Origin of the sequence: Pseudoalteromonas sp. Z9A5, from assembly GCF_011378875.1 — a bacterium.
In the GTDB taxonomy this organism is placed as follows: domain Bacteria; phylum Pseudomonadota; class Gammaproteobacteria; order Enterobacterales; family Alteromonadaceae; genus Pseudoalteromonas.
On the sequence record NZ_WTLC01000049.1, the window covers coordinates 1 to 20,631 of the forward strand.

The 20,631-nt window shown below is 37.6% G+C and carries 20 protein-coding genes; 9 read left to right on the forward strand and 11 right to left on the reverse strand.

Going from position 1 to position 20,631, the window contains the following annotated elements:
• Window positions 1-310: 310 nt before the first annotated feature.
• The gene (gene zapE / locus GQR56_RS18770; RefSeq protein ID WP_166114332.1) at window positions 311-1,420 is read right to left on the reverse strand and encodes a cell division protein ZapE; all 1,110 of its coding nucleotides are present in this window, start codon (window positions 1,418-1,420) and stop codon (window positions 311-313) included.
• Between the two features lie 59 nt (window positions 1,421-1,479).
• Between zapE and GQR56_RS18775 the strand changes: the two genes are divergently transcribed.
• On the forward strand, window positions 1,480-2,178 hold the full coding sequence (locus GQR56_RS18775; protein WP_166114335.1) for a pseudouridine synthase: 699 nt from the start codon (window positions 1,480-1,482) through the stop codon (window positions 2,176-2,178).
• 144 nt (window positions 2,179-2,322) lie between these two features.
• Window positions 2,323-2,601 carry a hypothetical protein gene (locus GQR56_RS18780; RefSeq protein ID WP_166114338.1) on the forward strand — a complete coding sequence of 93 codons (279 nt, stop codon included), beginning with the start codon at window positions 2,323-2,325 and terminating at the stop codon, window positions 2,599-2,601.
• A gap of 40 nt (window positions 2,602-2,641) precedes the next feature.
• Here GQR56_RS18780 and GQR56_RS18785 read toward each other — a convergent pair whose 3' ends face one another.
• Both GQR56_RS18785 and GQR56_RS18790 read right to left on the reverse strand, forming a co-directional pair.
• Window positions 2,642-3,415, reverse strand: a complete 774-nt coding sequence (locus tag GQR56_RS18785; RefSeq protein ID WP_166114341.1) for a YggN family protein — start codon at window positions 3,413-3,415, stop codon at window positions 2,642-2,644.
• 845 nt (window positions 3,416-4,260) lie between these two features.
• The gene (locus GQR56_RS18790; protein WP_166114344.1) at window positions 4,261-6,690 is read right to left on the reverse strand and encodes a zinc-dependent metalloprotease; all 2,430 of its coding nucleotides are present in this window, start codon (window positions 6,688-6,690) and stop codon (window positions 4,261-4,263) included.
• 154 nt (window positions 6,691-6,844) lie between these two features.
• On the opposite strand from GQR56_RS18790, the gene GQR56_RS18795 reads away from it, so the two are divergent.
• Window positions 6,845-7,813, forward strand: a complete 969-nt coding sequence (locus GQR56_RS18795) for a class 1 fructose-bisphosphatase (RefSeq protein WP_166114347.1) — start codon at window positions 6,845-6,847, stop codon at window positions 7,811-7,813.
• Between the two features lie 388 nt (window positions 7,814-8,201).
• Here the strand turns inward: GQR56_RS18795 and GQR56_RS18800 are convergent, their stop codons facing one another.
• Window positions 8,202-8,528 (reverse strand): hypothetical protein, encoded by a 327-nt coding sequence (locus GQR56_RS18800; RefSeq protein WP_166114350.1) that lies wholly within the window; start codon window positions 8,526-8,528, stop codon window positions 8,202-8,204.
• Between the two features lie 43 nt (window positions 8,529-8,571).
• Between GQR56_RS18800 and GQR56_RS18805 the strand changes: the two genes are divergently transcribed.
• Complete coding sequence (locus GQR56_RS18805; RefSeq protein ID WP_166114353.1) at window positions 8,572-8,931, forward strand: DUF5522 domain-containing protein; 360 nt, start codon at window positions 8,572-8,574, stop codon at window positions 8,929-8,931.
• A 33-nt stretch (window positions 8,932-8,964) separates the two neighbouring features.
• Here GQR56_RS18805 and GQR56_RS18810 read toward each other — a convergent pair whose 3' ends face one another.
• From GQR56_RS18810 to GQR56_RS18830, 5 genes are all read right to left on the reverse strand, one after another.
• A complete protein-coding gene (locus tag GQR56_RS18810; protein ID WP_166114356.1) occupies window positions 8,965-9,384 on the reverse strand; it encodes a group 1 truncated hemoglobin in 420 nt (139 codons plus the stop codon).
• Complete coding sequence (locus GQR56_RS18815; RefSeq protein WP_166114359.1) at window positions 9,384-10,217, reverse strand: DUF3034 family protein; 834 nt, start codon at window positions 10,215-10,217, stop codon at window positions 9,384-9,386. The genes GQR56_RS18810 and GQR56_RS18815 overlap by 1 nt, the downstream gene beginning before the upstream one ends.
• Window positions 10,204-12,519, reverse strand: coding sequence for an EAL domain-containing protein (locus GQR56_RS18820; protein ID WP_166114362.1), 2,316 nt, complete (start codon window positions 12,517-12,519; stop codon window positions 10,204-10,206). The genes GQR56_RS18815 and GQR56_RS18820 overlap by 14 nt, the downstream gene beginning before the upstream one ends.
• Window positions 12,509-13,174, reverse strand: a complete 666-nt coding sequence (locus GQR56_RS18825; protein WP_166114365.1) for a methylamine utilization protein — start codon at window positions 13,172-13,174, stop codon at window positions 12,509-12,511. The genes GQR56_RS18820 and GQR56_RS18825 overlap by 11 nt, the downstream gene beginning before the upstream one ends.
• 122 nt (window positions 13,175-13,296) lie before the next feature.
• Window positions 13,297-14,400: a phosphoribosylaminoimidazolesuccinocarboxamide synthase gene (locus tag GQR56_RS18830; protein WP_166114368.1), complete on the reverse strand. Its 1,104-nt coding sequence runs from the start codon at window positions 14,398-14,400 to the stop codon at window positions 13,297-13,299.
• A gap of 177 nt (window positions 14,401-14,577) precedes the next feature.
• Here GQR56_RS18830 and GQR56_RS18835 point away from each other — a divergent pair, with 177 nt between their 5' ends.
• The 4 genes from GQR56_RS18835 to GQR56_RS18850 are packed head-to-tail and all read left to right on the forward strand — an operon-like array spanning window position 14,578 to window position 18,115.
• The gene (locus GQR56_RS18835; protein WP_206018216.1) at window positions 14,578-15,648 is read left to right on the forward strand and encodes a CDP-glycerol glycerophosphotransferase family protein; all 1,071 of its coding nucleotides are present in this window, start codon (window positions 14,578-14,580) and stop codon (window positions 15,646-15,648) included.
• 9 nt (window positions 15,649-15,657) lie between these two features.
• Window positions 15,658-16,344: an ABC transporter ATP-binding protein gene (locus tag GQR56_RS18840; protein WP_166114394.1), complete on the forward strand. Its 687-nt coding sequence runs from the start codon at window positions 15,658-15,660 to the stop codon at window positions 16,342-16,344.
• Window positions 16,341-17,600, forward strand: coding sequence for an ABC transporter permease (locus GQR56_RS18845; protein ID WP_166114371.1), 1,260 nt, complete (start codon window positions 16,341-16,343; stop codon window positions 17,598-17,600). The genes GQR56_RS18840 and GQR56_RS18845 overlap by 4 nt, the downstream gene beginning before the upstream one ends.
• 14 nt (window positions 17,601-17,614) lie before the next feature.
• The gene (locus GQR56_RS18850) at window positions 17,615-18,115 is read left to right on the forward strand and encodes a DUF3299 domain-containing protein (protein WP_166114374.1); all 501 of its coding nucleotides are present in this window, start codon (window positions 17,615-17,617) and stop codon (window positions 18,113-18,115) included.
• 71 nt (window positions 18,116-18,186) lie between these two features.
• On the opposite strand, the gene mutM is transcribed toward GQR56_RS18850, so the two are convergent.
• Both mutM and GQR56_RS18860 read right to left on the reverse strand, forming a co-directional pair.
• Window positions 18,187-18,996: a bifunctional DNA-formamidopyrimidine glycosylase/DNA-(apurinic or apyrimidinic site) lyase gene (gene mutM, locus GQR56_RS18855; RefSeq protein ID WP_166114376.1), complete on the reverse strand. Its 810-nt coding sequence runs from the start codon at window positions 18,994-18,996 to the stop codon at window positions 18,187-18,189.
• 14 nt (window positions 18,997-19,010) lie between these two features.
• Window positions 19,011-19,511: a hypothetical protein gene (locus tag GQR56_RS18860; protein WP_024610503.1), complete on the reverse strand. Its 501-nt coding sequence runs from the start codon at window positions 19,509-19,511 to the stop codon at window positions 19,011-19,013.
• 118 nt (window positions 19,512-19,629) lie between these two features.
• Between GQR56_RS18860 and GQR56_RS18865 the strand changes: the two genes are divergently transcribed.
• The gene (locus GQR56_RS18865) at window positions 19,630-20,556 is read left to right on the forward strand and encodes a manganese-dependent inorganic pyrophosphatase (RefSeq protein ID WP_024610502.1); all 927 of its coding nucleotides are present in this window, start codon (window positions 19,630-19,632) and stop codon (window positions 20,554-20,556) included.
• Window positions 20,557-20,631: the final 75 nt, after the last annotated feature.

Consider the following 20,631-nt stretch of genomic DNA (forward strand, 5'->3'; position numbering starts at 1 on the left):
CATATATGTTTTGGTGTAATAAAAAACCAAGAAGCGTTTAAGCTCCAAGAAAGTTAAATACGACCTTGAAGCTTAAAATGAGAGATGGTATCTACCGGTAAAATTTGACGCTGTGGTTAAATTTACTTGTAGACGCACAGCTTGCTGGCGTGACGAGCAAAGCTCGTAATTACTATGTTTGGTCTTTTCATTTACCCCTCTTTTACTTCTCTTTGCACAATAAAATTTTAAGTAACTTATTCACAAAGAGGGTTAAAGGGCGCCGCAATTTTCGCGTTAGCAAGATCTACATCTGCATCAAACTAAAACGTTACCAATTTTGCATTTCGACTATGCGCGACTGTGTTCGCGCATATTCAAAGCTTAGTTTTTTGCCTGTATAAAGAGTGTCAATGTCGGCTTCGGCATTTATTACCAGCAACTTATGGCAATCGTAAAACTCATCCACTAACGCAATAAAACGACGCGCTTCGTCATCTAAAGTATGCTCATCTAATGTTTGCTTTTCGCGTTGGTAGCTGTCTTCAATGCCATGCACAATAACTTTACCCGTAGCATTTACACCCATTTTTGGTACCTTTGATATATATAAAACATCAAACTGCTTTGCTAAAAACATGTAGTCGTTAGCGCTACGAGGACCAGAGCACAACGCCATAAAATCAATCATTAACGCATTATCGGTTTTTAATAAATAAGGTAACTCACGTCCATGCACACTGATTGTGTTGCTTTGCACTGCTGTAGGATAGTCAATTAAAAATGCAGATTTAAACGCTGACTCTGATAAGCCAATAAAATAGTGACTACTATTTTTACCGTGTCTAAAGCGATGATCTTCAATCCCTTCAACACTAATTATATGACAATGATTATTTACTAAATCGATAGTGGGCAAAAACCGCGCTCGTTGTAAGCCATTATAATAAAGCTGCTCTGGCTTTGCATTAGAGGTAGCCACCAGTACTACACCGTGTTTAAACAGTGCGTCGAATAATCTTGCCATAATCATGGCATCACCAATGTCGCTCACAAAAAATTCATCAAAACACAGCACACGAATATTTTTTGCCCACTGTTTTGCAATTAAATTTAATGGATTTTTTTGACCTTGCAATTGCGCTAGTTGAGCATGTACTTGCGCAATAAAATGATGAAAATGTAAACGCTGTTTTTGAGTCGTAGCTAAGTTTTTATAAAATAAATCCATTAACATAGATTTACCACGCCCAACAGGTCCATACAAATAAACCCCTTTAACTAACGGTGCTTTTTGCCACCAAGTATGGCTTGTCTGCAACTGCTCGCTCAAGATATTTAACGCACTCACTGCATTTTGCTGAGCAACATCAAAGCAAAGTTCACCAGAGGCAACCTTTGCTTTATATAGGCTTAAAATTTGTGTGCTCTGCACTGTCATGGTATTTCACTATCCGTTATAATCGCGCCCATTGTAGCCGACTAAAAATGTGAACCAAAATGAAATTCCCTTGCCGCTTAGATAAATTTATTAGCCACTTAGCCGAGCTACCTCGCTCAAAAGCGCGCGCTAGTATAAAACGCAAAGAAGTAAGCGTTAATGGCGAAGTGGTAACCTCACATGATTCTCATATTCATCAGCAAGACGAAGTGCTTTTTCAAGGAGCGCCGTTGGTATTTTTAGGTAAGCGCTACTACATGCTAAATAAACCAGTTGGTTACGTTAGCGCCAATAGCGACGAGCTTCACAAAACAGTATTTGATTTACTCGATGAGCCAAACATGAGTGACTTTCACGTGGCTGGTCGCTTAGACATAGACACCACGGGCTTGGTGATTATTACAAACGATGGTGAGTGGTCACATAAAATCACATCACCAAAAAGTAATAAATTTAAAACCTATTTAGTCGAAACCCAAGAGCCCATTACTGATGAAGCATTAGAGCAATTACGCGAAGGTGTAATGCTGCATAACGAAAAAGATTTAACTCGCCCTGCTATCGCCGAACGACTTGCTAATTACGGTCTGCGTTTATCAATAAGTGAAGGTAAGTTTCATCAGGTTAAACGTATGCTTTATGCTGTAGATAACAAAGTGGTTGAATTACACCGCGAACAAATTGCTGGTATTAAATTAGATGAAAACCTAGCAAGTGGTGAGTATAGATTGCTAACAGCTGATGAAATTAAGCTATAACCTATATGATTTTACAAAAAAGTATCATACCTAAATGCACTCGTTTTATAATCATTCCATAAATAAAAGGAGCTCTAATGAATATATTTAAACGTTGTAATTTAGCAATTTTAATAACCTCTATAACAATATGCTTTTCAGTCAGTGCAAAGTCCAATAGAAGTAGAGTACAACGCTTATTTGGAAAAATATAATTCAGCAATTAAACAACATAATTATGATGATGCTTGCCTAGCTGCCGAGAAACTTTTATCAATGGACTCTTCTGATACGTTTTCCCTTTTAAGATTATCTTATTGTTCAGAAAAGTTAGATGGTAAATATAAAAAGGTCGTTGAGTTATATTGGAAAAGTGTAGCTCGTTCAAATAAACAAGAAATCGAAATATTAGATTTTATAAAAGTAATTAATTCATCTAAATAGTTCTAACTCTCTAATTTAGTGCAGATAAAATTGTAAACAATTACGATTTTATTTGTACTAAATCGTAATCAGCCATACCTGGCACTATAGCTTGCAAACGAGATTCGGTTACATCGAGCGTATTTAAGCATTCACAGTATTCTGAGGCTTTAAGCTCTAACTGATGCGCCTTTTTTTGCAATGATTTATCAATCTCTTTTGTGATGATATCCATACGCTGACCCATGTCGTTAATACGATCTTCTATATTACCTTCGCGCGATTTGAACGCACCGCCTAACGACACAATAATTGCACCAAGCGATCCGTGTACTGCGGAATGAATTTTTTGGCTAATTTCTTTGGTAAAAAAATCATCAATTTGAGAAAGTGATTGCGGAGCAATAAAAAAGAAGTCATCGCCACGTTTAAATTTATCCATTAACGCACGCTCTACATACTTAAGCTGGGTTTTAAGTACTTCAGGGTCTTTATCAGACATTCCCTCTACAACATGCTCTATGGCGCTTAAACCTAAATGCACACCGTCGGTTGCTAAGTTAACTAACTCGGGAACTGTGTGGCGAATGCCACTACTAAACTGCTCAAGGACTTTGCTTTCATCGTCGCTCAAATCAACCCAATAACCACGAATAAATAACTGATTATTATTATTAATTTGCACACGAGTTTGACCGTTATCAACTATACGAATTACATCGTCTGTGATTATTAAACCGTGTCTGAGTTCTACGTCGCATTGAGGTTGAGCTAATACACTGGTACTTGTAAGGGCTATGGATAACGCCAATATCGAACGAGATAGAAACGCCATAAACACCTCAAAAAGACCAAAATGGAAGAGCGGTAGGTTAACAAAAAACCAACTTTATGCAAGTAAAAGTAACGAAAGGAATACAAACGTCGAATTAATAAAGTAAGGCGATAACAGCTTAAAAAGCGAGGTGTAAAACCTCACCTACAATAAACATCAAACCCGACAATATACACCAAACCTGTAGATGCGAATTTACATCAATCATGTAACTTGGCTTTAATATTTTAAAAACAAAAAGCGAGGTGTAAAACCTCACCTACAATAAACATCAAACCCAACAACATACACCAAACCCGTAGGTGCGATTTTATATCGCGCTCATGTAACGTGGCTTTAAAGTTTAAAAAGCGAGGTATAAAACCTCACCTACAATAAACATCAAACCCAACAACATGCTCCAAACCCGTAGGTGCGAATTTATTTCGCGCTCGTGTAGCATAGCTTTAAAGTTTAAAAAGCGAGGTGTAAAACCTCACCTACAATAAACATCAAACCCAACAACATACACCAAACCCGTAGGTGCGAACTTACATCAATCGTGTATCTAGGCTTTAATATTTTAAAAAACAAAAAGCGAGGTGTAAAACCTCACCTACAATAAACATCAAACCCGACAACATACACCAAACCCAATAACATACACCAAACCTGTAGGTGCGAATTTACTTCGCACTCGTGTAACTTGGATTTTTTATTTACAAGCGAGGTGTAAAACCTCACCTACAAAACAAATGAAGCAAGGTGTAAAACCTCACCTACAACGGTATTTACCACCGAGCTTTGCGCTGCAAAGAGGAGACAATATTTATTGCTGATTGTCTCCTTATAATTGTGATAATTTTTTAAATTGGCGAACCAGGTGGTATTGGTAACGCTTTAAAATTACTTGGCCACGTGCCGGTTTTTAAAAATTGATTAATCTGCTGTGCCAAATATTGTTTAAATGCACTTTCGCCGGTGCTGGTATGACTTAGTAATGAATTTTGATTAAAGTCTTCACTTAACTTCGTCAGGTAGTAACTCAATTGCGCTTGCACTTCAGGGCTTACAGCATCGTTTGCAACTAAATCTGCCATTGTTTTTGCAGTTAAAAATTGTACGCGCTGAGTGATTTTCCCTGTCATAGTATTTGGCGACGATACGTTAAATACTTGGCTGTAAAGCTCCTCAAGTAATTCATCTAAGCTGTAAAAATTATTACTACGTGCTTGCTGCTGCGCTAAACGGTTTAAGCGTTGGGCGTTTAATAATAACGATAAGCTATGTTGTACAGCAACTTCAGGTAATGCCATTGCATCAAGTGTTAAACCTGTACGGCCAACTATACTTTCGCGTGATTTAGACTCGCCATATGCTTTTGGCGGAATAAGCGATAATACAGACTCTGGCAATAATAAGTTACTAGGCTTAAGTGTTGCAAAAATAGCATTTACTGCTTCTTGCTGTATTTGCTTTGCAACTACTTGCGCGCCTTTAACTTGCGCATCACTGCGTGTTTCGTATTCGTAATCAACTCCCGCTATAAGTTTAACAGCAGCCTCAACCTGAAAACGATGAAACAAGTAAAGCGGGACTAGCTTTTCTTCTAATTGTGAAAGTGCATCACCGGTTTTAATGTTATTAATACCAAACTGAGAAAGCGCTTTTTTACGAACATCTAGTACTCTTAAAAGCTCCTGTGAAGGGTTAGCGCCGTTATCCCATAAATGAGCTGTAGGATGTGCTCCACCTTTAGCACGCGCATCACGGTCTGATATAAATTCAAGCCCTTTTGCTTTGTTCTCTTTTAAGATAGCGGCGAGTGCTGCGCTTTCATCTTGATTAGTAAAATCGCTGTAGCCATATTTAATTACTTGGGTATCCCATACCCCCATGCCTTTGGCATAGCCACGCGTTACATCTAGCTTACCTTGCTCGTTAAAACTAAGTAACGGATGAGGGTAATCCATTACAGAAGCTCTATCACCTACCGATGCAGCAAAGTTATGTGAAATACCCAACGTATGACCAATTTCGTGCGCGCTTAATTGGCGAATACGATCAAGCGCCATCGCCTGTAAATTTTTAGCAACTTCATTACCTTTTAAATAAGGTGCAGCAAGCGCTTCGGCAATTAAAATATCTTGGCGTACACGTAAAGAGCCAAGCGTTACATGCCCTTTAAGAATTTCACCTGTACGTGGGTCGATTACAGAACTTCCGTATGACCAACCGCGTGTTGCACGATGCACCCATTGAATAACGTTATAACGAATATCCATAGGATCGGCATTGGTCGGTAATACTTTTACTATAAATGCATTTTTGTACCCTGCAGCACTAAACGCGTCATTCCACCACTTTCCGCCTTCAAGTAAAGCGCTTTTTACTGGTTCTGGTACACCCGGATCTAAATAATAAACAATTGGTTTTACTGGTTCGCTAACAGGTAAGCTCGGATCTTTTTTAGCTAAGCGATGACGCGGTATGTAACGCACATACATAGATTCACCTAGTGGTGCTGCGTAATCTTTATGTTCAATATTCCAAAAACCTGATTGCGAATTAAACTTACGCGGTACGTAGTTATCATCAGGTAATTGAATAAGAGAGTGATGCATATGCACAGTAAGGGCGTATGGGTCTGCGCTAACTTGGCGAACAAACTCACCAGGCTTTGTACCTTTAAACGTAAGTACTGATTCAAGCTCTGTGTTTTTTACAAATGCTTTTGAGCGATTCATATCAACAGCACTTCGCGATTCATCAAGGTTAAAGCTACCTTGTTTACGGGCAGCAAGTGTTCGGCTTACACCATGCACGTCACTTAGTAGATAAGGAGTGTAATCAATCAGCGCTGTACTATTATCCTCTGCAACAACTTTAAAACCAGCAAGTATGCTTGATGCAAATGCTTCTTTAATACTTTGTTGTTCCGCTTTATTACTCGTATTAGCACGGTAGTAAGTATTTACAGCGCGTAACATTACTTTATCACCAAAACGCTCAAACTGAACTAAATAAGTGTTACCTAACTGACCGCGATCAAGCCCTATATCGTTAGAGCCAATACCGTACGGTAAACTTTGTTGAAGTAAAAACTGCTGTTCAAACTTATCAACTTTTAAGTACACCTTGCCATTTTGGGTATCATAAAAGAATGAATAGAAGCCTGGAAAATGATTCATTTGCCCAGTAAATTCATCAATAGACTTAATTGCTGCGTGCGCTTGGGTTATGATAGAGAACAGCACAGTAAGGAATATGTAACATAATAGTGATATTTTTTTCATAATCTTATCTTTGTTATTTGTGTTTTAAGTACGATTAGGTGGTCCCATTATAGGGTGCTATTTAAACAATACAGTTATTTAAGACGAATTTCAGCGCTTTAAACTAATCTCTCTCACTTTGTGATTAATTTGAATATGTTATCAGGAAAATAAAATGCGTAGACTCCCTCCAGTATTACTTGAAGACGGTTGCCCAAGAGAGCTTTTATCATTAATTCGAACAATTTTAGCTGCATGTAAAGAAATTTCATTTCGTGTTGGTCAAGGTGCACTTTCAGGCGTACTAGGTTCAACTCTTGATGAAAACATTCAAGGCGAAACTCAAAAAAAGCTCGATGTATTATCTAATCAGCTGTTAAAAGATATTTTACTGGAATCTGGAACCGTTAAAGCAATCGCTTCTGAGGAAGAAGACTACACAGTAGCTGGCAATCAAGATGCTAAATATATTGTTGCATTTGATCCCCTTGATGGCTCATCAAATACTGATATTAACTCACTTGTGGGTACTATCTTCTCGATTATGGAAGCACCTGAAGGTTCTGATGCTGCTGATGAAAGTATTTTCATGCAGCCAGGTCATAAGCAAGTTGCAGCTGGTTACGTACTTTATGGTCCGTCAACTATGCTTGCACTTAGTACAGGTAAAGGCACGCGTATGTTTACCCTTGATAAAACACAAGGTAGCTTTTTACTAACACAAGATTTTGCTGACATTCCTGCTGATACTAACGAATTTGCTATTAATTCATCTAATCAACGCCATTGGCAACCAGCAATGCAAAGCTATATTAATGACTTAGAAGCTGGCGAAACAGGTCCTCGTGCTAAAAACTTTAATATGCGCTGGATTGCAGCAATGGTTGGCGATGTGCATCGTGTATTAAGCCGTGGTGGTATTTTTACTTACCCTACCGATACTAAAGATCCTAAAAAACCTAATAAACTACGCTTACTTTACGAAGCCAATCCAATGGCTATGCTGGTAGAGCAAGCTGGCGGCATTGCCTCAACAGGCAGTGAACGTATTATGGATATTCAGCCTGATGCAATCCACCAGCGTGTGGCTGTAATTTTAGGTTCTAAAAACGAAGTGGAAACATGTTTGGGATACCATAAGTAATCGTTTAAAACGGTAATTCTCGATTTAAAAAAAACCGCGTTCAATTTGAATGCGGTTTTTTATTACTTATAAGTTATATGATTGATGTAAATTCGCACCTACAGGTTAAGTGTATGTGTTGATGTAGGTGAGGTTTTACACCTCGCTTTTTAAACTTTAAAACCACGTTACATGAGCGCGATATAAAATCGCACCTACGGGTTTGGTGTATGTTGTGGGGTTTGATGTTTATTGTAGGTGAGGTTTTACACCTCGCTTTTTAAACTTTAAAACACGTTACATGAGCGCGATGTAAAATCGCACCTACGGATTTGGTGTATGTTGTGGGGTTTGATGTTTACTGTAGGTGAGGTTTTACACCTCGCTTTATTGGCTGCTTAGCGCTAAATCAAATTTTTACCAACGTAACTAATTGCGCAAGCTTTTTGTGGCTAAGCTCACCCATTTGCTCACTGTTACTAAGCGCATAAATAACGCCGTCATGTTCACTGCAATTAATATCATCTCTCGACTCAATTACATTAGCCCACAGCTCTAGGTCATCCAAGTCGATTTCGTTATTTAAACAACGTTCTAGTACATCAATTAGTACTGTGGTTGTTAAAGTATAAATAATATTTTGACTGTTTGCAGGAGTTGAAACAATAACCGAAATGGCATCATCTCTGCGTTCACCAAAAGTAATAAATTCAGCTAATGCTTTTTGTGTGTTCATAATATTTGGTATGCTTATGCGACTAAAACTTTAAAGAATAATAATGACTCAACTCAACTGCACCCATTGTAATACCATGCTCACTTGTAACGTAGATAATATATTGGCATGTTGGTGCAACGAACTTCCTGCCATTTTACCTCTTGATACCACAACAACAAGCTGTTTATGTAGAAGCTGCACACTCGATAAAATAAATGCCTATTTAGAAAACATATATACGCAGCCGATTAAAATCCAAATTGATTTTGCAAAGCCATTTAGAAAAAGTGACAATTTAATTGAAGGGCTCGACTACACCATGCAAAGCGGCTACATGATATTTAGTAAGTGGTTTTTTTTAAAGCGAGGTTCGTGTTGTAAAAATGGCTGTAAAAACTGCCCATATGGTTTTAAACAATAAACGCGAAATAAATTCGAATCGACCTGTTTTTTACTAAATTTTTATTATTTCGCTGCGTAATGGCGCCATTTTAGAAAGAATTTTATTTTGCACACTATGACTTATATTTTGCTCATTCATTGCATTTATAAGTAAATCAACCACATGATTAAAGTCTTTTTCCGATATATGCATTCCAGTATGAATATCGACCATTGAATCGCCATCATAATTACACGGACCGTTAACTAACATACAAAGGTGGGTAATAAAACCTTGCCGAAAGTGTGTAATATTAGCGTGTTCAAAGTAATGAAATACTTGCTCATCGTTACCTATTTGATAAATAAAACTATCAATAAGTCTTTCTATACCCGCTTTTCCATCAAGTTGTTGATAAAGGGATAAATCAGATTTACTCGCACACCCCCCTAACAAGCCTATACATAATAAAGTTACTGCAAAAGATTTCATTACCAATACCCTGTTACCGATAAGTACCAACCTGTTTGATCGTTTACTCCTGCTATACGCCCTAAATCTAAATAAGCAGCCGTTACACTTATATGTTTATTTGGCATCCATGCAACAAACACATCTTTCCAGTCTTGCTCACCTAAATTAAGATTATTCGATTTTTGGCGATACTCAACTCCTACAGCGACTCCCCTACTAAGAAAGATAGCGGTACTCCCTTCTAATAATATTTTAGAGCCATCATTTACACCACCATAGCCAAGTAAACCTAATTCATTCGCTTCGCTGTATCGAGTAGTTACGTTCCAAAACCAGTTATAGCCAGCAATTGCGCCTAAATGGAGTTTGCTCGCAGCTAAATAAAAATCTGTTCCATTGGTATTTTCCGCGCCAACAAGATTTGCAACGGCACCATCATCAAGAGATTTATGCTGAATACCTAAACTTAACTGTGGCCACTTACTATAAACAATATCACCATATAAACGAATTTTAGCACCCGTAATAGATTGCTCTATTTCGGTATCAAGTGCTGGTACATCAAACTGCTGTACCGCATAACTCAGCTCTACGCGATTAAATAAATTAAGCTGAGCGCCGCATACATCTAGCGTGTAGTCGGTAACATCGGCTCGGCTACAAAAGCCATTAACCGAAAACTCATCATCACTAGCGTAACCCGCTAATTGCGCCCACGGAACAATGCCACCACCGCCACCGCCTTCTATTTGAGAAACCCCTGGTGTGGCTAATAATTTTCCGTCACTAGCAATACTTGGTAAGCTAATTACAAGTAACAAACCGCTCAATAAACTTTTAATTTTTTTCATAGTATTCCTCTAGCCACTCTTCTAAAATTTCTGCCTTTAAAGGTCTACTTAGGTAATAACCTTGTGCATGATCGCACTGCATATCTTTTAGTAAGTTTAGCGAGCCGAGTGTTTCAACACCCTCAGCTACAACCGAGAAACCTAATTGGTGTCCTAACGTGATTGACGATTGCACTATAAATTGATCTTTTTGCGATTCATCAAGTTTTAAAATAAAACACTTATCTAACTTAAGCTCGTCGATAGGTAGCATTTTTAAGCGCCCTAGTGATGTTTGACCTACACCATAATCATCTAAAGATATTTTAACGCCAATTTCTTTTAAGTTTTCGAGCGCTTTAATCCCTTTTTCTTCATTTTCAATCATATCGCGCTCAGTTAGCTCAATAGTGATTAATTTAGGGTCTACTTTATATTTTTTAAGCGTACGAACTAACGCTGAATGAAATCCTGGGAAAGCAATATCTTGCGCTGATACGTTAATTGCAGCTTGTAAATTAATGCCCTTCAATTGCCAATCGGCAACTTGAGCCACAACGGTATTAACAACCCATGCTGTTAGCTCAACAATTAAACCTGACTGCTCTGCTAAATCAATAAACACTTCAGGGTTAACCCAACTGCCATCTTTACGTTGCCAACGAATTAAAGATTCAACTTTATCTATTTTCTGCGTTTTTATATGCAATTTAGGTTGATAAGTCATAAATAGCTGACCATCATCATCGCTAATTGCTTGCTTTAACTCATCAAGCATTATTAAACGATCTAAATGTGCTTCATCTTCACCTATTTGATAATAATGAATACTTTCGTTTTTGTTGGCTGCGCTATCTACTGCTATTAATACACGGCGCATTAAGTCATCGCTCATCGTACCTTGAGACGGATACTGTAAAATACCAGCACTGAAACGTAAGCTAATTTTTAATTTTTGAATAGTATAACAAGACTGTAGCTGCGCTATTAAACCAACCACACCACTTTTAAGCTCTCTAGCGGCTGCGGTTGGGAATACAGTTAAAAATTCATCTCCGCCAATACGGGCATGAAAACCGCCTAATTCATCTGAAAATTCAGCAATACGACACGCAACCGCTTTTAAGCAGTCGTCACCAATACGCGGACCTAACTTATCATTAATATGACGAAGCCCTTTTATATCAATTGCAACCAATGTGTATTCCACATTATCTTTTAGTTCGTCATCTAGCACTTCAAGCATGGCTGAGCGATTATAAAAGCCGGTAAGTGAATCATGCCGTGCTTGGAAATTAATTTGCTGCTCACGCTGGTTAATATCGTTACCCATGCTACTAAACGCCTCAGCTAGGGTCGCTATTTCTGTACTTTGTTTTTCGCCTTTAAACTCAAAACTATAATTACCTTGTGCAAACTGCCTTGCAATTACAGCCAACTGAGAAAGCGGCGTAGTTAAATTATTAGCAAGTAAACTACTTGTAATTACACCTACAAACATAGTCAAAATAGCTAATATCAGTAAAGTAAATAATAGCTTTTCGAAGTCGCTATAACCTTGTGTTAAATCGGCGCTGAGTAAAATAATAATTGGGTGGGTAACTAAAGAAGTAAGCTCAATATCTAGATTGCGATACACCAGATATTCACCAAAAAAACGCGAGGTCGTCACCGTATTAAAATAATGAACAGGATCAAATTGAGCTGGTCGTTTTATTAAGGAGCTAATAACTAAATCGTCTGCACTACCAATAAAGCTGACATCCATGCCAGTTAAGCTTTTAAGTTCACTCGCTACGCTATCATCTATTTTAAAGCCAACTAAACTATAGGCAACCGTGCGAGGGGCTTTTACTGGAAGCAAAATAACTTGATATAGCTCTTTATTTAAAATAGCAAAACTAGATTGTTCTGGCGTATTTAATAACTCTTTAGTTAATGGCTGCAAGTCATGCTCAAAATGACCTTCGTTAGTATTTGCCGAAATTAACTGACCCGACAAATCAATCAACAGCATAAGCTCTGCGTCTATACGCTGGCTATGGTTAAACAAAACACTGCTTATAGTACCTGCATCGCGGGTAGCAACAGCTTGTTTAAAGCCAAAGTCAGAAGTCAGTACTTTTGCAGCAGTTAACAGTAAGCTTTCTTTTGATTTTAAGTATTGCTTATAAACACTTTGCGCTACATTTATATCTTGGTTTACTTTTTCTTCTTGAAACTTACTTGTAGACCACAAAAAACTAAAGAGGCTAACTAAAGTGGTTAATAGCACTAAACCTACGCATAAAATAGTTATACGGTTTTTTAAACTATTCGTCATTTCCAGCCTTAAACTTACTGCCAAACGTATTACGGGGTTCTGGCGATGAAGTATTAATTGTTACCAATAATTGATTTTGAGAATTAATTTTTATAATTTTTTTATTCTCCAATGGTGCAGTTTGTAATGGGTGCCATACGCTCACCTGAGTAGGCAATACCGTAACAGGTAAGCTAACGTAACCTTTTTCATCCGTTTTATAAACATACTCACTATTAGCTACATAAATATAGCCAACCATAGAGTCATGAATATTACAGCCCAAAACAACCACACCTTGTTGTTCAAACGTAATTGGATCTTTTGGTTGTCCTGAATATAACTTTAGCTGAAAAGGTTTAGCTTGCGAAAAAGAATACACGTTATGACGAATATTATCGCTATTAGGAAAATTGACTTGCTGCCCTTTTTGAACAATAAGTAACTCAGGTAAAAATTGTTTATGAACCTGATCCATAATAGCAACGGGAAGGTTAGATGAAGTGAGCTGATTTTTAATGGAAATTAATTCAACTACTGTATTTGATAACTTTTGACCATGTTGATCTTCAATTACTAATTCAATATTCGCACTTAAAGTAAAGTGGCTAAAAAACAACCCAATGCCTAAAAAGTAACGACTTTTTATAAATTTTTGTAATGCCCAACCAAACATAACAACACCTAAATATTAATCTTAGGTTAAGTTAATTGGAGACGAGTACTAATTGCAAGAATTATAGCCCAGTAACTAAAAATAAAAACTTAGCTACTGGTATTATTAATGATTTAGTGCTGCTATTTTATAATTAGCCCATAATCGGTATCTAAAATAGAAATAACTTCTTGGCGAGGATCGTCAGGAATTATAATGTCTTTGCCTACAATTTTACTTGCTATACCAACATAGGTATTTGAGACTTCGAGCATTACTGATTCAGGTAAAATATAATCTTTTGCTAATTGCTCACGCTCGCTCATGCGATCTTTATTTAATAATACATCACTTTCTGGCACATTATTGATTAGCAATTGGCGAAAACCCTCTTTAGAGTTTTCAACAATTTTACCATCACGATAAGCAGCGTCATCCCAAATACGAGACGAATCAGGAGTTCCTACTTCATCAATATAAATAAGCTGTTGTACGCCATTTAAATCCTCTACGTAACCAAATTCAAATTTAGTGTCTACAAAAATTTGATCAAGCTTCGCAAGCTCATCACTAATTAATTTAAAGCCCTCTACTAATAGCTTTTCGTATTTAGTTACATCGTCTGCCGATTTAAAATTAAACACATCTAAATTATTAGTAATATTAGCGCGAGTAATGTTTACATCATCAACAGGTGGAATGTCAGGTACGCCTTCAATTATACCTTTTGTAGAGGGTGTAATTAATATGTTATCGAGTTTTTGATTTGCTTTTAAGCCTTCTCGCAAATCAATTCCACAAAAATTACGAACACCTTTTGCATAGTCACGCCACATGCTACCAGTAATATATTGGCGAGCAATCGCTTCTACCTTTACTGTACTTGCTTTGCGTACAATCCATACGTAAGGATGCGGAATATCAACAATATGATTACCCGCAAGACCCGCTTTATCAAACAACTTAAACCAATGTGATGCAACCGAGTTTAATGCAATACCTTTACCTGGCACGCCATTTAAGCCGTTTTCGCCTTGCCAAATACAATCAAATGCAGAAATTCTATCGGAAATAACCATAATAGCCAGTTCAGTACCCCTTGGTACTTTATAGCCTTTATCTTTAATTAATCGTGCGCTATCTTCATCAGTTAACCAATAAACTGAACGAACTTTACCGCTGTGTACTTCACCTTTGGTGCGAATGGGTAAGTCATCGTTTACGTCTAAAACTTTATAGCTAGTCATGCTATCTCCGGGGTTAGGGATGCTTTTTAAGCAAAGTATGGTTTGGGGTTATATGGCAGTATAATAATCTAGGCTACCGCAAAGCTCAATCGTGAGCTTAAACAAATAAAAGGCATATATTTATATGCTTGTCGCAATGGGGTAAACTAACTTTGCTAACTAGCCTAAGGAGATAGCTTGAATTACCTAACCGCTACTAAAAATAAAAAATACTTAATGTATATTTCTCAAAATTATTCGTACGCTATTTTGAGACCTCTGCAAGCACAAATTTTAGCGCATGGTGGCGAGGTACGCTGGTTTCTGGCAGGTAATGAAGTTGACTCAAAATTTTTAACCACAGACGAGCAGCGCTTAAATACAATAAAAAACGTTAAAAACTGGGCTCCTGATATAACTTTTATACCTGGTAATATAGTACCAAGCTTTATTCCTGGAAAAAAAGTAGCTGTGTTTCATGGTTTTAATTCTGAAAAACGCAGTTCTGAGGGTAACCGTGGTCACTTTACTATTCGTGGCTGTTACGACTTATATTGTACCCAAGGACCAAATACGACGGAGCGTTTTAAAGAGCTTGCTAAACAACATGGCTTTTTTAAAGTAACCGAAACCGGCTGGTCAACGCTAGATCCACTTTTTAGCGAAACCTTAAACAACCCATATGTAAGTAACGATCCGCGCCCTACACTACTTATTTGCTCAACTTTTTCGCGTAAACTATCGTTAGCTCCAAAATTATATGAACAAATTAAGCAATTTAGCGAAGCTGGAAAATGGCGTATTTTAATGCAGTTTCATCCAAAAATGCCAACTGAGTGGGTTGCTAAATACAAAGTACTTAGCAATGAAAACCTAACGTTTATTGAAACCGATAACGTTTTGCCATTGTTACAAGCAGCCGATGTAATGTTGTGTGACACATCATCAGTACTTTTAATGTTTTTATTATTACGTAAACCCGTCGTTACTTTTTGCAATCAAAAACCACAACCTCATTTACTTGATATAACCGATGCAGAAGAAGTAGAAAACGCTGTTACACATGCGCTTAGTAAACCCGCCGATTTAATGAAAAATATTGAAGCCTACTGCCAAGAACTACATCCGTATACCGATGGTCAATCGAGCAAACGCGTATTAAATGCAACAAATGAATTTTTACAAAATGACGAAAAATTAAAACCAAAACCGCTTAATATTGTCCGAAACTTTAAAATGCGCAAAGAGCTAAACTACTGGGGTTGGTAAAAAAACATGATGATCGACCTAAAAAACATTACTTTTAAATGGCATAAAAACGATAATAAACCCACGCTTACTATTAGCGAATTAGTAATTAAAAAAGGCGAGCGCGTTTTTTTACATGGTCCAAGTGGCTCAGGAAAATCAACCTTACTTACCTTACTTGCCGGTATTAATACAGCCACCAGCGGCGATATTTTTATATTAAATAAAAACTTAAATACACTTAGCAATACTAATCGCGATGTATTTAGGGCTGATCATATTGGTTATATATTTCAAAACTTTAATTTACTTCCTTATTTAACACCTATCGAAAACGTAATTTTAGGATGTCAATTTTCTAAGAGTCGTCAAAAAGTAGCTCTCAAGCAGTCTGCCTCTCTAAACCAAGAAGCAACAAGATTACTAAATGCCCTTGGTTTAACTGAGCAATATCATAAAAAAGATGTCGCTACATTGAGTGTAGGGCAACAGCAACGCGTTGCTGCAGCGCGTGCATTTATAGGCAGTCCTGAGCTAATAATTGCTGACGAACCAACCTCTGCACTTGATACGAATAATCGTGAAAGCTTTATAAAATTATTGTTTGAACAAGCTAAACATTCAAACAGTACGTTAGTGTTTGTAAGCCATGATGAGAGCTTGCAGCCTTTATTTGATCGCTCTATTAACCTAATTAGTTTGCAGGAGAGTGTATGATCCTCGCAAAGCTCGCCTACAAAAGCTTATTAAACCGTAAAGCCAGTGTATTTTTAACACTGTTGACCATTGCCATTAGTGTCATGCTTTTACTCAATATTGAACGTATTAGGGTTGACGCTAAAAGTAGTTTTAGTAATACACTCTCTGGTACTGATTTAATTGTTGGTGCGCGTACTGGCGACATTCAACTCTTACTTTCTTCGGTATTTAGGATTGGGCACGCAAATAACGGCGTAAGTTGGCAAAGTTACGAGTACATAACAAACCAACGTGGCGTTAAGTGGAGTATTCCTATTAGCCTAGGTGATAGCCATAAAGGACAGGCTGTAATAGGCACAACTCTCGATTATTTTACTCACTATTGTTTTGCTAAAAAGCAAAATTTAAGCTTTAGCAAAGGGCATGCCTTTGAAGCAATAAATGAAGTGGTACTGGGCAGTGAAGTAGCAAATAAATTAGACTATAAACTGGGTGATAACATTGTTATATCGCACGGAATGGGCAATACCAGTTTTCATCACCACAAAGATAACCCATTTACAGTCGTTGGCATTTTAAATGCTACCGGTACACCTGTTGATAAAACACTGCATATTCCACTTGCTGCAATTGATTTGATTCATGGTGGCTCTAATACTGAACACGCTGAACACGCTGAACACGCTGAACACGAAAAGCATAATAATTTAACAGGTCATCCAAAACAAATTACTGCTTTTTTAATGGGGTTCGAATCGCCTTTATACACACTTCAAATTAGGCGCAATATAAATCAATATAAAAAAGAAGCCCTGCTTGGCATCATGCCTACCGTAACACTTAAAGAATTATGGGGAATACTCGCCATAGTAGAAAAAATACTACTGCTGTTTTCAGCCGTTGTTGTATTAGTAAGTTTACTGGGAATGCTAACCACCCTACTTGCTAACTTAAGCCAACGCCGGCGAGAACTTGCAATATTACGCTCTGTAGGTGCTCGCCCATGGCAGTTGTTTACATTAATAAGCTTTGAGTCACTGCTAACCATGTTTATTGGTTGCTTAGTTGGCTGTGCATTATATTATTTAGCTTTGTTTACTGGCGGGTCATATTTACAAAGTCATGCTGGTATCAGCGTTAACATAGCAATGCTCTCTTACTATGAACTCACTCTTATAGGCGTTATTATGGTTGCTGGTTTTATTATTGGCTTAATACCTGCCACACGCGCTTATTTTTATTCACTCAGCGATGGCATGAGTATAAAAACATAACTATTAGGTACTTTATGACTTTTTTTAAAACAACACTTTATTACGGCGCTTTAGTAAGCTTACTGCTTACTAGTTTTGTAAGCAGTGCAAATCCACCAAAAGAAATTTTTTGGGAAGACTTAATTCCTAAAAACCATGTGCAAATAGATACTCAAGCACAAGCTAATCACGAAGGTAGCGATCAAAACTGGATACAACCAGACTTAGACGCACCAGTTGTAAAAGAGCTAAATGGTCAATCTGTAAGTTTACCTGGTTTTGTAGTACCACTAGAGGGTGACAGCGAGGTAATTACCGAGTTTTTACTAGTGCCATATTTTGGGGCGTGTATACATGTGCCACCACCACCGCCAAATCAAATAGTGCATGTAACTATTAAAGGCGGCGTACCTATAGATAGCCTATACGACGCAATTGTTGTAACCGGCGTAATAAGTACACAAGCATGGTCGGGCGAAATAGCGCAAGTTGGCTATAAAATGAAAGCGGTAGGCGTAGCACCATTTGAGCTTTAACGTTAATGGTCAGCTTTTAAAGCTGACCATTAAGTATTATTTAATTTAGGTACTGGATAAATTAAGCTAACTTATTTTTGGCAATTTGGGCAAAAAACCGTACTGCGCTGCCCTAGCCGTATTTCTTCTAGTTGCGTTTTACACGTCATACACGGCTGACCTTTACGCCCATACACGAGTAACTGCTGAGCAAAATACCCTGGCTTACCATCACTTTGTGCAAAGTCTTTAAGTGTTGTACCACCTTGTGTAATAGCCGCAGCAAGCGTGTCTTTTATAATAGGAATAAGCGCTTGGTAGCGTTTTAGTGATACTTTACCCGCTTCTAGCTTTGGGTGTATACCCGCTTTAAAAAGTGATTCATTAGCATAAATATTCCCAACTCCAACCACCACTGCGTTATCCATAATAAACTGCTTTACGGGTACTTTTTTATTTCGTGACTGCTCGTACACTCGTTTAGCAAAAAAATCATCCGTAAGCGGCTCCGGACCAAGCTTAGAAAGTAACTTATGTACTTCACCTGGCTCTTGCCATAAACAACAACCAAAGCGACGAGGATCGTTTAAACGCAGCGCTTTACCGTTACCAAAAATAAATTCTACATGGTCGTGCTTTTTTAATGGCTCGCTTTTATCTACTACGCGTAAATTACCCGACATACCTAAATGCAAAATAGTACTGCCCAGCTCGCAATGTAATAATAAGTATTTTGCACGGCGCTCTATTTCAGTCACCATTAACCCTTCAAGTTGATACACGTCATCGGGTACCGGCCAGCGCATACTCGCGTTATAAATATTCACCTTAGTAACAACTTGGTTTTGTACGTGGGGAGTAATGCCCATTCGGCTCACTTCTACCTCTGGTAATTCAGGCATTAATTAAACTCACTTTATGAAAAATCAAAACTAGGAAACAACTGCTTAGCAGTCGCTATATCAAGTGCAAGTACTCGTTGGCTATTTTTTTCGAGTAAATAATAACTCGCATCATCTTTATATAATAAATATACCCATGGAAAACTCTCCCCAGCAAGCTCAAATGTAGCAGCAGACAAAGGTGCTTTAGGGTTAAATACAACAGACTCATTAATATTCATAAGCTCAGTACTTTGCCAATGATTTATTAACTCACCAAGCTGTTGCTCAGATGCTTGCCAAGTAAGCGGGGCATTATCTTGCAATACGGTTGTACGCCAACTTGTGCCTATACGCTCAATTTTTTGATCAACAAACTTAAGCGTTAATACAAAACTTTGTGTTGGTAATATTGCCTGTAAAGAAGGCTCATTAGCACTGCTAAAAAGTTGTTTATGCCAGCCATTTAAAAAGAAGATCATTATTAGCATGGAGAAAATTATAACGTTATTCCAACCTTTACGACCTAGTTGCATATTCACACACCCAATAAATTCAAGATTTTAAAGTGTAACTAAAACTTAATTGCACTGTCTATATGTTAAAGCGCGCATACTTTGTTAGAATATCGACAAATTTAAAGGAGTTCCGTCAATGTCTATGTATGTAGTGGGCCATAAAATCCCAGATTCAGATTCAATTTGTGGTGCAATTGCACTGGCTTATTTAAAAAACCAAATCGATGAACCAGCAATTCCAACGCGTCTTGGTGAAATTTCACCAGAAACTAAATTTATTCTTGATAAATTTGGCTTCGAAGCACCAGAGCTTAAATTAAGCTACGCTGGCGAAGACGTTTTTATTGTTGATCACACAGAAAAAACACAAGCACCGGACGATATCGACCAAGCTCGCGTTGTTGGCGTGGTAGATCACCATAAATTAGGTGATTTAACATCATCTACTCCGCTTGAATGTTGGATCCGCCCTGTTGGTTGTTCAAACACCATTATTAAAATGATGTACGACTTCTACAGTGTAGAAATTCCTAAAGATATCGCTGGTATTATGATGTGTGCAATTTTAAGCGACACTGTAATATTTAAATCGCCAACATGTACCACCGCCGATATTAAATGTGTTGAAGCGCTAGCTGAAATTGCAGGCGTAGAAGATTTTAAAGAACTTGGTATGGATATGTTCCGTGTTAAATCAGCGGTAGAAAACACACCAGCGCGTGATTTAGTAATGCGTGACTTTAAAGACTTCAACATGAACGGTAACCTAGTAGGTATTGGTCAACTAGAAGTAATCGATCTTGCTGTTTTTGACGATATTAAAGCTGATCTTGCAGCCGATATTGCTAAGCTAAAAGTAGAGGGTAACCGTCACTCTGTGTTTTTACTGCTTACCGACATAATGAAAGAAGGCTCAGAAATGCTAATTGTATCTGACGATGCAAACTTAGTTGAGCAAGCTTACGGTGTAAAACCTGAAAATGATAAAGTGTGGTTAGAGGGTGTACTGAGCCGTAAAAAGCAAGTAGTACCGCCACTACAAGACGCGTTTTTAAAAGCATAAACGCCCATAAATACAAAAACCGATATTGTTTTACACTATCGGTTTTTTTATAACTAAAAATTATAAAACTTATTA

Excerpts from the sequence above, each read along its gene's own strand:
- GQR56_RS18860 (WP_024610503.1), bottom strand. The coding sequence starts at position 19,511 with ATGCAACTAGGTCGTAAAGGTTGGAATAACGTTATAATTTTCTCCATG.
- GQR56_RS18820 (WP_166114362.1), bottom strand. The coding sequence starts at position 12,519 with ATGACGAATAGTTTAAAAAACCGTATAACTATTTTATGCGTAGGTTTA.
- GQR56_RS18790 (WP_166114344.1), bottom strand. The coding sequence starts at position 6,690 with ATGAAAAAAATATCACTATTATGTTACATATTCCTTACTGTGCTGTTC.
- GQR56_RS18865 (WP_024610502.1), top strand. The coding sequence starts at position 19,630 with ATGTCTATGTATGTAGTGGGCCATAAAATCCCAGATTCAGATTCAATT.
- GQR56_RS18815 (WP_166114359.1), bottom strand. The coding sequence starts at position 10,217 with ATGAAAAAAATTAAAAGTTTATTGAGCGGTTTGTTACTTGTAATTAGC.
- GQR56_RS18840 (WP_166114394.1), top strand. The coding sequence starts at position 15,658 with ATGATCGACCTAAAAAACATTACTTTTAAATGGCATAAAAACGATAAT.
- GQR56_RS18845 (WP_166114371.1), top strand. The coding sequence starts at position 16,341 with ATGATCCTCGCAAAGCTCGCCTACAAAAGCTTATTAAACCGTAAAGCC.
- GQR56_RS18805 (WP_166114353.1), top strand. The coding sequence starts at position 8,572 with ATGACTCAACTCAACTGCACCCATTGTAATACCATGCTCACTTGTAAC.
- GQR56_RS18775 (WP_166114335.1), top strand. The coding sequence starts at position 1,480 with ATGAAATTCCCTTGCCGCTTAGATAAATTTATTAGCCACTTAGCCGAG.
- GQR56_RS18810 (WP_166114356.1), bottom strand. The coding sequence starts at position 9,384 with ATGAAATCTTTTGCAGTAACTTTATTATGTATAGGCTTGTTAGGGGGG.
- GQR56_RS18800 (WP_166114350.1), bottom strand. The coding sequence starts at position 8,528 with ATGAACACACAAAAAGCATTAGCTGAATTTATTACTTTTGGTGAACGC.
- mutM (WP_166114376.1), bottom strand. The coding sequence starts at position 18,996 with ATGCCTGAATTACCAGAGGTAGAAGTGAGCCGAATGGGCATTACTCCC.
- GQR56_RS18785 (WP_166114341.1), bottom strand. The coding sequence starts at position 3,415 with ATGGCGTTTCTATCTCGTTCGATATTGGCGTTATCCATAGCCCTTACA.
- GQR56_RS18830 (WP_166114368.1), bottom strand. The coding sequence starts at position 14,400 with ATGACTAGCTATAAAGTTTTAGACGTAAACGATGACTTACCCATTCGC.
- GQR56_RS18825 (WP_166114365.1), bottom strand. The coding sequence starts at position 13,174 with ATGTTTGGTTGGGCATTACAAAAATTTATAAAAAGTCGTTACTTTTTA.
- GQR56_RS18850 (WP_166114374.1), top strand. The coding sequence starts at position 17,615 with ATGACTTTTTTTAAAACAACACTTTATTACGGCGCTTTAGTAAGCTTA.
- GQR56_RS18795 (WP_166114347.1), top strand. The coding sequence starts at position 6,845 with ATGCGTAGACTCCCTCCAGTATTACTTGAAGACGGTTGCCCAAGAGAG.
- zapE (WP_166114332.1), bottom strand. The coding sequence starts at position 1,420 with ATGACAGTGCAGAGCACACAAATTTTAAGCCTATATAAAGCAAAGGTT.